Source organism: Pedobacter sp. L105, assembly GCF_009765875.1.
Taxonomy (GTDB): domain Bacteria; phylum Bacteroidota; class Bacteroidia; order Sphingobacteriales; family Sphingobacteriaceae; genus Pedobacter.
This window is the reverse complement of sequence record NZ_LMUP01000004.1, coordinates 1,437,416-1,450,336: the sequence shown is the minus strand read 5'-3', so window position 1 is coordinate 1,450,336 and position 12,921 is coordinate 1,437,416. Positions and strand designations below refer to the sequence as shown.

General features: G+C 41.6%; 16 protein-coding genes and 2 pseudogenes. 14 read left to right on the top strand and 4 right to left on the bottom strand.

The annotated features are described in order from the left end of the window. Nucleotides 1-81 precede the first annotated feature (81 nt). From GSQ84_RS28040 to GSQ84_RS11425, 4 genes and pseudogenes are all read left to right on the top strand, one after another. A pseudogene (locus GSQ84_RS28040) lies at nucleotides 82-282 on the top strand (RHS repeat-associated core domain-containing protein); the annotation flags it as partial. Nucleotides 283-895: 613 nt separating this feature from the next. Further along, a complete protein-coding gene (locus tag GSQ84_RS11435; protein ID WP_158797337.1) occupies nucleotides 896-1,120 on the top strand; it encodes a hypothetical protein in 225 nt (74 codons plus the stop codon). Nucleotides 1,121-1,186: 66 nt separating this feature from the next. Then, a complete protein-coding gene (locus GSQ84_RS28365) occupies nucleotides 1,187-2,053 on the top strand; it encodes an RHS repeat-associated core domain-containing protein (protein WP_158797336.1) in 867 nt (288 codons plus the stop codon). A 6-nt stretch (nucleotides 2,054-2,059) separates the two neighbouring features. Beyond that, complete coding sequence (locus GSQ84_RS11425; protein WP_158797335.1) at nucleotides 2,060-2,494, top strand: hypothetical protein; 435 nt, start codon at nucleotides 2,060-2,062, stop codon at nucleotides 2,492-2,494. Between the two features lie 61 nt (nucleotides 2,495-2,555). Here the strand turns inward: GSQ84_RS11425 and GSQ84_RS11420 are convergent, their stop codons facing one another. Then, a complete protein-coding gene (locus GSQ84_RS11420; protein WP_158797334.1) occupies nucleotides 2,556-2,729 on the bottom strand; it encodes a hypothetical protein in 174 nt (57 codons plus the stop codon). Nucleotides 2,730-2,872: 143 nt separating this feature from the next. Between GSQ84_RS11420 and GSQ84_RS11415 the strand changes: the two genes are divergently transcribed. Together GSQ84_RS11415 and GSQ84_RS11410 are read left to right on the top strand one after the other, a co-directional pair. After that, nucleotides 2,873-3,715: an RHS repeat-associated core domain-containing protein gene (locus tag GSQ84_RS11415; RefSeq protein ID WP_158797404.1), complete on the top strand. Its 843-nt coding sequence runs from the start codon at nucleotides 2,873-2,875 to the stop codon at nucleotides 3,713-3,715. 6 nt (nucleotides 3,716-3,721) lie between these two features. Beyond that, entirely contained in the window at nucleotides 3,722-4,006 is a 285-nt protein-coding gene (locus GSQ84_RS11410; protein ID WP_158797333.1) for a hypothetical protein, read from the top strand. Between the two features lie 59 nt (nucleotides 4,007-4,065). Here GSQ84_RS11410 and GSQ84_RS11405 read toward each other — a convergent pair whose 3' ends face one another. Next, the gene (locus GSQ84_RS11405; protein WP_158797332.1) at nucleotides 4,066-4,407 is read right to left on the bottom strand and encodes a helix-turn-helix domain-containing protein; all 342 of its coding nucleotides are present in this window, start codon (nucleotides 4,405-4,407) and stop codon (nucleotides 4,066-4,068) included. Nucleotides 4,408-4,504: 97 nt separating this feature from the next. Between GSQ84_RS11405 and GSQ84_RS28360 the strand changes: the two genes are divergently transcribed. Beyond that, nucleotides 4,505-4,762: a SymE family type I addiction module toxin gene (locus GSQ84_RS28360; protein WP_158797331.1), complete on the top strand. Its 258-nt coding sequence runs from the start codon at nucleotides 4,505-4,507 to the stop codon at nucleotides 4,760-4,762. 551 nt (nucleotides 4,763-5,313) lie between these two features. Here GSQ84_RS28360 and GSQ84_RS11395 read toward each other — a convergent pair. Continuing rightward, nucleotides 5,314-5,646 carry a helix-turn-helix domain-containing protein gene (locus GSQ84_RS11395; RefSeq protein WP_158797330.1) on the bottom strand — a complete coding sequence of 111 codons (333 nt, stop codon included), beginning with the start codon at nucleotides 5,644-5,646 and terminating at the stop codon, nucleotides 5,314-5,316. Between the two features lie 128 nt (nucleotides 5,647-5,774). Here GSQ84_RS11395 and GSQ84_RS11390 point away from each other — a divergent pair, with 128 nt between their 5' ends. The 6 genes and pseudogenes from GSQ84_RS11390 to GSQ84_RS11370 all read left to right on the top strand — a co-directional run bounded on the left by GSQ84_RS11390 (nucleotide 5,775) and on the right by GSQ84_RS11370 (nucleotide 11,684). Continuing rightward, the gene (locus GSQ84_RS11390) at nucleotides 5,775-8,489 is read left to right on the top strand and encodes a CHC2 zinc finger domain-containing protein (RefSeq protein ID WP_158797329.1); all 2,715 of its coding nucleotides are present in this window, start codon (nucleotides 5,775-5,777) and stop codon (nucleotides 8,487-8,489) included. 77 nt (nucleotides 8,490-8,566) lie between these two features. Continuing rightward, a complete protein-coding gene (locus tag GSQ84_RS11385; protein ID WP_158797328.1) occupies nucleotides 8,567-9,430 on the top strand; it encodes a tyrosine-type recombinase/integrase in 864 nt (287 codons plus the stop codon). 4 nt (nucleotides 9,431-9,434) lie between these two features. Beyond that, nucleotides 9,435-10,301: a tyrosine-type recombinase/integrase gene (locus tag GSQ84_RS11380; RefSeq protein ID WP_158797327.1), complete on the top strand. Its 867-nt coding sequence runs from the start codon at nucleotides 9,435-9,437 to the stop codon at nucleotides 10,299-10,301. 202 nt (nucleotides 10,302-10,503) lie between these two features. Continuing rightward, nucleotides 10,504-10,696, top strand: a pseudogene (locus GSQ84_RS28030) (RHS repeat-associated core domain-containing protein); the annotation flags it as partial. Beyond that, nucleotides 10,690-11,295: a hypothetical protein gene (locus GSQ84_RS11375; RefSeq protein WP_254070838.1), complete on the top strand. Its 606-nt coding sequence runs from the start codon at nucleotides 10,690-10,692 to the stop codon at nucleotides 11,293-11,295. The pseudogene GSQ84_RS28030 and the gene GSQ84_RS11375, both read left to right, overlap by 7 nt. An 8-nt stretch (nucleotides 11,296-11,303) precedes the next feature. Beyond that, nucleotides 11,304-11,684 (top strand): hypothetical protein, encoded by a 381-nt coding sequence (locus GSQ84_RS11370; protein WP_158797325.1) that lies wholly within the window; start codon nucleotides 11,304-11,306, stop codon nucleotides 11,682-11,684. Nucleotides 11,685-11,898: 214 nt separating this feature from the next. Here the strand turns inward: GSQ84_RS11370 and GSQ84_RS28355 are convergent, their stop codons facing one another. After that, a complete protein-coding gene (locus GSQ84_RS28355; RefSeq protein ID WP_158797324.1) occupies nucleotides 11,899-12,045 on the bottom strand; it encodes a helix-turn-helix transcriptional regulator in 147 nt (48 codons plus the stop codon). A gap of 197 nt (nucleotides 12,046-12,242) precedes the next feature. Between GSQ84_RS28355 and GSQ84_RS11360 the strand changes: the two genes are divergently transcribed. Then, nucleotides 12,243-12,797 carry a hypothetical protein gene (locus GSQ84_RS11360; protein ID WP_158797323.1) on the top strand — a complete coding sequence of 185 codons (555 nt, stop codon included), beginning with the start codon at nucleotides 12,243-12,245 and terminating at the stop codon, nucleotides 12,795-12,797. Nucleotides 12,798-12,921 lie beyond the last annotated feature (124 nt).

The following is a 12,921-nucleotide window of genomic DNA, read 5'->3' as shown; positions in this document are numbered from 1 at the left end:
ACTTGTATACAGAACCCAAAACCCGGACTCGGATGACGTTCGGCGGCAATTGAAGGTTGATTGAAAAGTTGTGCAGTAGAAAACAAGTATTTGTATAATGGAAAGGAGCTGCAGGATGAGTTAGGGCAGTATGACTACGGGGCAAGGTTCTATGATCCGGTGATTGGGAGATGGGGAGTTGTAGATCCTGATGCTGAGGATTATGAACGAATGTCACCTTATAATTATGCCTTGAATAATCCGACTAACAATACCGACCCGGATGGGATGAGTGTGCAGGATGGGCCACAGGGATTTTTTAACGACTATAATTTTGGTCCTGACGGAAAACTTGATAATGTAGTTATCAAGCCTGGTCCTGATCACTTTTATCAAACGGATAAAGATGGTAACACAAGTGAGTTAAATGGCAATCAGCTAAGTCCTGGCATGTCAGCGCAATATTTGTATGCCAGCACCTTACTTTCTCAAGATGGGACTGATTTAAATGAAGTTGTTATTAAAGGAAAGAAACATCCTACATCATCTGTAATTGCTCCTTATGTCCCATGGACTGCGTCAATGGGAGAGGCGGGAATAGAAATGAGCTTTCCAATTGAAGGGTTATTTCCGGCTCTGAGAGCTTTTTCAGCTGTATCTTCGATCTTCGATTTAGTTAGTAAGCCTGTGTTAACAAAAAAAAGTGGTAAAGATAAGGCTAATGATATACCTTCCTGGGCTGCTGGGCAAAAGCCTCGACTAGGGGAATCGGGGAAAGATTTTGCTAAAAGATTACTTGATCAACATTATGGAGAGGGAAATTGGAGTAATACAGGTCCTGGTAGTGAATACAATAAACTTAAGAAAAACGGTGATAGAGGGAAATAATCTATTTAATAAATCAATAATATACTATATGAAATTTGTTTATTTACTATGGCATACCCATTCAGATGAGGCTCTTTTGGATGGTGAAGATATTAAACTAATAGGTGTTTATACTTCAAAAGAAAATGCAGAAGAGGCGCAATCTCGCACAGGGCAATTACAAGGCTTTAAAGATCACCTAGAAGGCTTTGAAATTTCTTGTAATGAGCTTGATAAGGATGAATGGACTTCGGGGTTTGCAACTGTTACTTAGAAAACATATAACCCTTAAATAATAAAAGCCCGGTGCTGTAAATGCCCCCAAAAAATTAGAAACTTTATGGGGGCATTTTATAAAAGAAACCCAAGCACTAAATTCGATTACAACATAATAAAATGTTTGTTGGATATTGAAATAGCCTGGAAAAGTGATGCAGTAGGAAATAGGTATTTGTACAATGGAAAGGAAATACAGGATGAATTAGGACAGTATGATTACGGAGCTAGATTCTACGATCCGGTGATTGGGCGTTTCAGTACGATAGATCCACATGCAACAAGTTATTTATCAATCTCACCGTACAGTTACGTCAATAATAATCCAATAACCTCGATTGATCCCGATGGTAGAGATCTTATAGTTCTTAGTGCCCCTGATCATGTTGGGGGATTAGGACATGCTGCAGTTCTAATTGGAAATGAACAGACAGGGTATAGGTATTATTCGAAGAATGGTACAACGGATCACTATCGTGCCTACGGTCGTTCTAATGACAATCCACAAGCCGGTACTAAAATATATGCTTCTTTGAATGAATTTATGGCGAGTAAGGAAAACAAGAAAGAAGGTTCTTATGCAAAAGCATATGATATCAAAACAGATGAAGCAACAGATAAAAAGATGGAAGCAGCAGCGAAGGAATCTGTATTAAGTGACTATAATGTTTTAGAAAAAAGCTGCATAGATGTAGCTTCTGATGCGGCAAGGGCAGGTGGCTTAAACCCAGGTACATCTATATTTTATAGGTCACCAAATCAAGATAGTAGAAATTATTTAACCCCACTTCCTAATCTCAGATTTGATCGTATAATAGAAAATAACCCAGGAGGTGTGTTATTTATTTTTTTACCAGAACCGAATAAAAGAACTGGGACGGTATCGGTTGATCCCAAAGAAGTTACTCATACAACTTTAACTGATAAATAAGCAGAAATGAAATTACAAAAGACAACCCTCATTGGCTTATTAATATTGATATTATTAATAAGCATCATTATAGGTCATTTCTTGCCACCAGCTGGAATCTTGGCTACTCCTGTGGTAATATCGGTAATGACTGGATTAATTGTGTTTACAAATGTTGATTTCAATATTTTTGCAAAACTATTCCTCTCTTATCTTTTTATAGGGCTAAATGATATTGGTACTAAGCTTTATGCAGGAGGCATTCATGATATGGAAGGTATTGGCTGGATACATACGTTACTCTTTATCGGATTAATACCCTGCTTCATTATGATACTTATAGGTGTTTATCAAGATAAAATGTCTGTTGCTTGGGTTAAAATTGTTAGTGTTTTAACGTTTATATTACTAATCTATATACATCTTGAAGTGTTTGAAACATTAGGTGTTCATGTGCTTTAATGTTACTTAGCATACTCTTAATAACCAAGAAAAGCCAGGCATGCCTGGCTTTTCTTGGTTATTAAGAGTATGCTTTACCTGTTTTGGCGTCCCTAATGATGGCGTTGGCCAGAAAATAGAGTTTATCTTTTACTGCGGGTTCGAGTTCTTCGATCTCATGAATGAGCTTTAGGGTCTGCTTGTCAAAGTTTGCCTTATCGCTTCCCCTTGCCAGATAGTCCAGTGTTACGTTCATAGATCCGCGACCAATAATGAGAAAATAAATAAAAAAGGCTCAAGTTTGGTGAAAAAAAACAAAGCCTATATCTTTGAGAAAAGCGTTCTTTATAGCACCTAAAAAGTGCAGTCAGGAAATCTGGCAAACCTTAAAAAAGTTGCATAAGGCAGTATGATTACGGGGCTAGGTTTTATGATCCGGTAATAGCAAGGTGGAATGTGGTGGATCGTTTAGCTGAAAACCATTTTTCAGTCACGCCCTATAATTATGTTTTAAATAATCCAATTAATACGATTGATCCACTTGGATTAGATACCGTGCCTGTTAATAATGTTACTCCTTCAGTTTGGCATAATTTCAATACTTCAGGTGATAATATAGCTTTGAATGGAGTTACAATTACAACTACAAGAGGTTCGTCACAGGCAGAGGCTGCTTATAGTAGTGTTGAAAGTGAGGTTCAGAGTAATTATAGAAATAGGTCAGGTGGATTGTTTATGGGATACCCGAACAGTTTACAGGGAGAGGTAAACTCTGTTTTTCATGAAAGGTATATTGCTCATAATGAAATAAATCCATTCTCTCATAGAGGCAGAGTCGTAGGTTTGCAAGATGCAAATTGGTTGGCCGACATTATGGCGGGTGGAATTATTAGTGTAACAAGGACTGGAATAGCCTTAGCTGCTGAGGGTGGATACACTACAGTTTTTAGAGCTGTATCCCAAGCGGAGCTTGAAGATATAGCACAATTTGGTTTTAGAACACAACCTGGAGGATATGAAACAGGAAAGCTATTTGCTCCAACCATTCAAGAAGCTTCTCAGTTTGGTAGGGCTAACTTTATGTTTGATGGTATTCCAAATACAATAATAAAAGTAAGGGTTCCTAATACCGTAATGGGTGGTGCGTATAGATTTGGGGCGGACGGGATGAATGCTATCTCAATTCCATCTAATCAGTTACAGTTTCTTCAAGGAACACCGCTTAACTTTAGTTCATTATAAAGAAGTATGATTAAGATAAGAGCAAAAATAAAATTATACCACGCAGGACGTAAAACTCCATTTGCGAGTGGTTATAGGCCTATGTTTAATTTTATTCATGAAATGAAAACATCTGGAAAAATACAATTATTAGATAGGGGGAACTTATTCCCAGGAGATGAAGCAGAGGTTGAAATTGTTTTTTTAAATAAACAGTATCTAGGGACTAATTTCAGAAAAGGAACCAAGTTTACATTTGATGAGGGGCATACTCTATTGGGTGAAGGTGAAGTAGTGGAAATATTAGAATAGTTTATAAGAGCTACGGATAATAATAGAAAAGAGGCTGTAATCGTGATACAGCCTCTTTCTTATTTAGGATTATAAGTTTTCTTTGTTTTATAGTCTCGGATGATGAGATCCATATAATGGAAAATGCGCTGCTTCTCATCTTCGGGCAGTGTTTCCAGTTCATCAAGGCGTTGGATCATATCTTTATCATAAGAAGCATTCGGTCCTTCTCCCAGTAAATAATCTACCGAGACCTGAAATGCTTTTGCCAGCTTAACGATCACTTCGATTGAAGGAGAATTGTCTTCCCTTTCATATTTGCCAATCATTACCCTGGATGAACTGATTTCTTTGGCTAGTTCATCCTGAGACCAGTTTTTAGCCTTCCTCAGTTGTGTAATACGTTCTCCAATGTTAACCATATATATCTAAAGTAATATAATCTGGCATTATAGCGACAAAAATAGTTAAACTCATTTGCCAAAAGAAATAGGCATTACTTGTATAAATGAAAAAGGTATGGTACATTTGTTTCACAAGTTTATCAATAATATTTTTTATATGGCTAATAATAAAAACATAAGATCACTTACATTATGCGCGAAGTATAATGGTGAGACACGCGTCCCTACACTCCAGTTATCAGGGCTGTGGTTGGATAAGCTAGGCTTTGATATTGGCAGGACAGTAGAGATCACTCAAAGCAAAGGGAAGCTGATCATTAGAGCAGGAGAAAATAAGTACAAAGTGCTGTACAGTGACCCTTCTGATTGTTAGCTGATCTGGAACGGTTAAAGGTCACGCTGAAGCTTACTCATGGAGGGCAGGCTACAGCGTGACCTTTGCTATTGCATGACCTGCAAGATGATGATCCCCACTGCACAACCTTCAGGGCAGAAAAACCCAGCCAGCCCGAAACGGGCTTCCCTCTGTGTTTTTCTGCCCTTCCCTTTGGCCTTTGCTTCCGGAGAAGAACCGGCCCCATGCTAAATAACATAATACGAATTATCAGCACAGCCGCTCGAAGGCCCCCACGGTACCAAAGCTGGTATGATAATAGTATTATGTTAAATAGCCGCTCGGCTGACCCCGGCCTACGCTCTGCCGTCTCCTTCCAGTCGGTCAGCGGCACAGCCTGCGGCAGCATGGTATTGTTAATTGATGGTGGCAGTGCAAGACTGGTCGGGGAAACTGTGTTCATCCTTTGAAACCGGGGCAGTGCTCCCGCCCAACCTCTCAGGGATAGAAAGAGCCGCTCAATCCTCTCCATTACCAAAGCTCGTTCCATCCCTGGAGGGGGCAATGTGCATTGGCAGCTATAAAAAACTTTATCCTGCGTATGTTCGTCTGGCTTTAAAATCCCTGATCAGTGCATCCAGGACCAAAAGCACCTGCTGCTTTTCCTGTTCCGGAAGCTTTTCCACCTCACGCATGCGGTTCAAAGTGGCGCTGTCCAGTTCCAGGTCCGTCTTGCCGACTAAGAAATCCAGGGATACCTGCAGGGCATCTGCCATTCGGATGACCACTTCAATAGAAGGCTTTACCTCGTCGCGTTCATAACGGCCGATAATATCACCGGATGTTTCCACGAGTTTGCCCATCTCACCCTGAGAAAGCTTCTTTTTCTTGCGTAAAACGGTAATCTGCTGTCCTAAAGTCATACTGAAAAGTAGTTAAACTGCTATGTAATTGTTGGTATGTGCAAAAATAAGTGATATAAATAGCATATCAAAGGATGATAGGTCTTGTAAGTTTATGATATATCTTTTAGATTTGTGACTGATAAGTCATGAAAACTTTTTTACAGTCTATGGAAATCCCTGAAATCAAACAGCAGCTCCCCTTAGCACAGGTACTGGGTTACTACCACCTGAAACCTGACAAAAACCTTCGGCTGCATTGTCCCTTCCATGAAGACAAAACCCCGAGTATGCAGGTGTACTACAAAACGCAGACCTGCTACTGCTTTTCCTCGAACTGTAAAACCCATGGCAAAAGCATGGACGTGGTAGACTTTATGATGCACAAAGAAAACCTGAGTAAACACGAAGCGATCAAGCGGTGTACAGCCCTGATCAGTGGAGAGGGGCAGCCTGCCGGCATGACCAGGGAAGCTTTCCTGCAAAAGATGTTCAGCTACTTTAAGAACGCGGTACACAACTCCAAACCTGCCCAGGAATATATCAGCAGCAGAAAGCTGAACTTTAGTAAACTGGAGATCGGGTATAATGCCGGCCAGTTTCATCACGGTACCCGCAAAGAGGAAACTTTAATTGCACAGTGCCTTCAATGTGGCTTATTGAACGATGAAGGGCTGGTGAGCAAGACCAGGGAAAAAGCCTACCGGGTATTCGGTAAAAGCTGTATGGTGTTTGCGCTGAGAAACAGGGAAAACCAAATCGCGGGGCTGTACTTCCGTTCCATCCTGGATACTGAAAATGCCAAACACTTTTACCTGAAAGAGCGGAGCGGCCTTTATCCTGCTTATCCCCATCCGGCGACTAAAAAGCTGATCCTGACCGAAAGCATTATTGATGCCGCTACGCTTTTACAGCTACCGGACATTACGGGAAATTACACCGTTATTGCCGCTTACGGCACTAACGGGCTCAACCAGGAAATTGTGAACGCGATCAAAGCTTTGTCCGAACTGGAAGAAATCATCTTTGCCTTTGACAATGACCCGGCTGGAAAAGCAGCCCAGGTTAAACACAGCGGGGAACTGCATGTGCTTTTCCCCGGGCTGCTGTTATCGGCTTTGGAACTGCCCTGTAAAGATGTGAATGAAACCGCACAGGGCCACGAAGATGGGATCTTTGTCCGGCTGCTGGAGCAGCGGAAAGGTCTTTTTCTTTCAATTGAAAAAGAGCCTTCAGTTGAAAAAGAAAAACCGGCACCCCAGGGGAAGGTGCAGCTGCTTGCTGCCGGGGATCTCAATACCGATAATCCCCATAAAATCAGTTACCAGACGCCGCTTGCCCTTTACTATATTCCCGGCGGAATCAGCAAACAGGCCGACAGTATGAAAGTAAGCCTGGTGATTGAATGCGGGAGCGGCAAGAGCCGCACCAAACTGGACCTCTACGAAGATAAACAGGTAGAGAAAGTGAGCAAAGAGTCGGCAGAAAAACTGGGGCTAAGAGCGGATCAGCTGGAATCAGACCTCTATAAACTGACTGATCTATTGGAAAAATACCGTGACCATGAACTGTTAAAAATTGAATCGGCCGTGCCCCATGCACTGGCTGTTACCCCTTTAACCCTCACCGAGCGGCAGCAGGCCGAGGCGCTGGCGCAAGACAAAAACCTGATGGCAAGGTTAAGCAAGGCGCTGGGCAAAGCGGGCATTGTAGGGGAAGAAAAGAACCGGCTGTTCCTTTTCCTGATTGCCCTGAGCTATAAAATGCCGGATACCCTTCACGCCCTGATCCAGGGCAGCTCTGGCAGTGGCAAGACGCGCCTGCTGAAACAGATCAGCGACTGCATGCCTGCCGAACAGGTGACCCGGCTGACGCGGATCAGTGATAAAGCGCTGTACAATTACCCGGAGCACTTCTTTGTGAACCGCCTGCTTTGCCTGGAAGATATTGACGGGCTGCCCGAAGAGGCAGGCTTCGCCTTCCGGGAACTGCAAAGTAACGGTGAGCTAACCTCGGCTACCAGCATCAAACTGGATAACGGGCAAATTACCAGCGGGCAGAAAACCGTTAAGGGGCCGATTGCCTCGATGGCCTGCACCACGCGCGGGGAAATCTACGAGGACAATATGGGACGGGTCTTTCTGATCGCTGTAGATGAAAGTGCGGAGCAGACCAAGCGCATTATCCACTACCAGAACGAAAAGGCCGCAGGTGATGTGGACAGCAAAAAAGAGCAGCAGATCAGGGGAAGCCTTCAAAACTTTGTCCGGATCCTGCAACCCTGTGCTGTGTTAAACCCCTTTGCAGGCCATATCCATCTGCCCGAAGAAGCCCACAAGATCAGGCGTTTGAACGACCTGTTCCAAAGCTTTGTGAAAATGGTGACGATCCTGCACCAGTACCAGCGCAAAAAAGATGGCAGGGGCAGGCTGATCACCGAGCTGGCCGATATTGAAATCGCGGTGAATATCCTGTTTGAAAGTATTGTGCTGAAAGTAGATGAGCTGGACGGCTCCTTAAGGCAGTTCTTTGAGCGGCTGAAAGCTTACCTGGAGCAAACGTATAGCCCTTCCCATCATAAGGTAACGTTCACGCTGCTGGAGATCCGCCAGGCGCTGGGGCTGAGCAAGAGCCAGCTGTTCAGGTTTGTGAACGAGCTGACCGCTTTGGAATACCTGCAGCAGTCCGGCGGTTATGCGAACCGTGGCTTTAGCTATAAAATAACGTACTGGGACAACTACCAGGCTATCCGTGAGAAGATCCGTCAGCACCTTGAAAAACAGGTGGAAAGCCTGAAAGATGGAACACCCCGGAACGCCAGTGGAACACCAGGACGACTGGAAAAGAGTATTGATGAAGTGTAAAGGCTGTTTTGTGGTCTGGCGTTCCAAATTCCATGATCGAGTGCAAGCCCCTTTTTTAATCCTAAAATGTATCTGCTATGATGGCTCAACTTCTCAGCGGCTTTGCCGCTTATCTGTTCCAGTCCGGTTACTGCCAGGGCAGCCGCAAGCTGCTTCCGGCAATGGTCAGGGACTATCTGGACTATCACCAGCTGCCGGAAATCCATCAAAGCACACCGTACCATATCGGCTTGTATTACCGTTATCTGCAACAGCGGCCTAACCAGCATCATGCAGGCGGCTTGAGTGAAAGTTATATCCATCATCATGTGTACGCGCTAAAAACATGCTTTAACTGGCTGGAAGAAACCGGCCAGATGGATCATAATCCTATCAGCGCCATGCGGTTCCCTCAGCCGGGAAAAAAGAGCAGGGAGCCACTGAGCCGGGAAGCGGTACAGCAGCTTTTTACTGCGGGCAAAACCTTACAGGAAAGAGCGGTGCTGCACCTGTTTTATAGTTGTGGTTTGAGAAGAAATGAAGCAGAAGCCCTGCATACCAAAGATATCCACTTTAAACAGCGGCTGCTGTATGTCCGTTCAGGCAAAGGTGCTAAACGCCGGACGGTACCCATGCCTGCGCAGGTAGCGGCAGATCTTGAAAAGTATTATCGCAAAGACCGTATGCGTCAGTTGGCCAGGAATGATGAAAGCGCCTTTATCCTGAATAAATCTGGCGGGCGAATGCGTGGAGATAGTTATCTGCGTATGCTGAAAGAAATCCTTAAAAGGGCAGGCTTACAGGAAGATATTACCCTGCATCATTTACGCCATAGCATTGCCACTCATTTACTGGCCAATGGCATCAGTATAGAATTGCTCCGGCAGTTCCTGGGGCATAGTCATCTGGAAACGACGCAGATCTATGCCAAGGTGGGTAAAGAATGTATCCTGGATCTTTAAAACAATGGAAGAACTGAAGGAATACTTACAGAGCCGCTGTGCTCCCGGAACAGTAAAGATCTATCAGCGTGACATAGAAATCTATCAGCATCATTGTCCAAAAGCTGAACAGGCAGGATACCAGGAAGTGCTGGGCTATATCGGGCAGCTTCGCAGCCGTTATAAAAACCCAAAAACTATCCGCAGGATCTTATCTGCTTTAAAAGCTTATTATGATTACCTGAACGTTATTGACCAGCGAAAAGACAATCCAACGGCAGCCATCCGCCTGAGGGACCAGGTGAATAATGATATTCAGCTGCAGGACTTTTTCACGCCTGCAGAGCTGGAACAGTTGCTGGAAAAAGAAGAACGCTACGCCCTTTTATCAGCAAGAAACAGGATATTAATGAGTTTGCTGATCTACCAGGGCTTGCAGCCCAGAGAGGCAGCCGGGCTTAAAATCAGCGACCTCAACCTGATCACAGGAACCGTTTATATCAGGAGCCAGGCCAACACCAATAGCCGTACTTTATCTTTAAAGCCCGGCCAGATCCTGCTTTTCCATGATTATCTGAATGAAACCAGGAAACTACTCTTAAAAGACGCAGGAAGTGATCAGCTGCTGATTGGTCTTCGTGGGGGTGCCTGGTTAAATATAGACATCATTGAATATGTCATCCGCCAGTATAAAGGGCTTTTTCACCCCAGGAAAGTGAACTGTAAAAGCATCCGTGGCAGTGTGATTACCAACCTGCTGAAAGCAGGAAATGAGTTACGGGCAGTTCAGGTGTTTGCCGGCCACAAAAAGATCAGCAGTACTGAAAAATATCAGCAGAGCCAGGTTGAAATCCTGCACAACATGATCCAGTCGCAGCATCCCATGAAATAACTTAACCCTTATAGCTTGTCCGCCAGGCATGATCTGCTTCTGAATCTGAAAAGTTGAAGGCTCTTTCTTCTTTTTTCAACTGAAAATAAATAACTTGACCGCAGAAAATGGGTTGCCTGAAACTTGTATACAGAACCCAAAACCCGGACTCGGATGACGTTCGGCGGCAATTGAAGGTTGATTGAAAAGTTGTGCAGTAGAAAACAAATACTTGTACAACGGAAAGGAGTTGCAGGATGAGTTAGGGCAGTATGATTACGGGGCCAGGTTCTATGATCCGGTGATAGGGCGTTTTAATACGTTAGATCCTCTTTCTGAGAAAAGTAGACGTTTCAGTCCGTATGTTTATGGGAACAACAATCCGATCAGATTTATTGATCCTGATGGAATGGAGACAAGTACAATTTATAAAAATAGTCTTGGTGCGGTAATAGCAAATACAAATGATGGGATAGACAGAACTGTTACTGTTCAAGATAATCAAAGAGCTGCTTTTGATCAATCAATGGTTACGGCGAGTGTAGATGGTACTACCGATGATGTAGCAATGAATACTGATTTGAGTAATAACATTGATAGTGAAAATTATGCTGCAGTTGGTAGTTCTAATCAAGGTTCTTCAGAATCTGATATGCTAGCCATGTCAAGTACATTAGGCTCACAATCAACATTAATAGATAGACTTGGTGCAGGGTTTTCGATGCAAGCTAAAAATATTTCGAATGTATCAGAATTAAGTGATCTTACAAAAATGTCTTCTATTGCTAAAAATACAGGTAGGGTATTAGGTGTTGCTGGAGCTATTTTTACAGGTATTGAAAGCTATCAAAATCATAATAACCATCTAACAAGTGGAGACTATGCCAAAATTGGAATACAGTTAGCTGTAGCATTTACGCCATATGGATGGGCTTATGGTATAGCAGATGTAGGATGGGGTTTAGCTACCGGAGAAACTATAACAGATAATATAGGTGACATCATTGATAAATAATTAAATAAATGAAAAATTGGTTTGGATATATTTATTACAGAGTAACGAAAGCATATTTAAAATGGGATGGGACTAATGGAATAGTTGGTATTCTATCAATTTCTATGATTGAAGCGCTTTTAATTGCAGATTTTATTCTTTTTGGGCTTTCTTTTTTTTATCGAAGAAGTGAATTAAAATCAATTCCTGTTAATTTAGGTTTTGTCTCACTTGGGATATTAGCATTTTTTATTATAGTTAATTATATAAAATATTCGGGAAAATATGAAATCTATAAAGCTTTGTGGATGGATGAAGAAATCGCTGATCGAAGAGTACGGGGATTCCTTATAATTGGAAACTTAATTCTGCCTTGGTTCTTGTTTTTTCTATTGGATAGACTGACATAATCCAATATAAAATGTGATTGCGGAATTGTTTCTAGTTCAATATTTGATCCGTAATTAGTACAATCACATTAATAAGAAAAGCCACACGTCTGGCTTTTCTTATTAATGTGATATGTTTTCTTTGTTTTATAGTCCCGAATGATCAGATCCATATAATGGAAAATGAGCTGCTTATCATCTTTAGGCAGCGTTTCAAGCCCATTCAATCGTTGGATTATATCTTTATCATAAGAAGCATTTGATAATTTAGCGAGACCTCAATGGTTTTTGCCAGCTTAACAATTACTTCGATTGAAGGGGGAATCGACTTCCTTTCATATTTGTCAATCATTACTCTTGACGAACTGATTTCTTTGGCCAATTCATCGTGAGATCAGTTTTTGGCCTTTCTCAGTTGTGTGATACGAATACCGGCAGCACTTGATATTAAACATAATGGCTTAAATTTTAGAACTGCAACAGTTGGAGTTGGTATAAGTTTAACTTATGGCGTGTATGATGCATTAAGTAATAATAAAAAATAAATTTGGTTACCTTAAAGTTATTTAATAATTAAAAATGATTAATAATAAAATTTCGTATGGTTGCCAAACTTATGACCCTAAGAAAGGATTCATTTATGTATTTCCATGCTTTATATTGCTTGCGGAATTCGTGATTGTTTTGGGGAAATATTTTGAAAGTGATACTTTTGTAGTAGGAGGTTGGATTTTTGTATGTGCTGTGCCATTCTTATTTCAGAAAAAATTTAAAAGCATATTCACCCGAAGAGTTGAATTAGAATTTAATAATCAGTCCTTTTTAATTGAGGAGTACAAACTTAAAGATGATGTTTTAGTAAAGGAATTAAACATATCCTGGTCGGATATTAAATTTTACAAATGTTCTTTTTCAACATCTAAGATAACCTATCTAGTTGTTTTTTTTAAGGATGGTTCGAGTAAGAGTTTTTCATTTATAGACGAGAAAAACCAAGATCAGGCAATAAATGAGAAGAGTGGGTTTAGTCTGTTTTTTTATTTTGTTAATCAATATAATTTAGATCATCAATCTGAAGAAGGAATTTCTCTTAAACCAATTTTTTTACAACGAAGTCAGGCAGGGTTCTTTTAATTGGATTTATCATTCTTGCAATTCTTGCTATTATTCTTCATATTTTATTGCATTCCAAAACCTCTATGTTTTCCTTTGTGAGTCTTTTCATAATTTTTGGATTAGCAATCAAAAGGAAAAATGA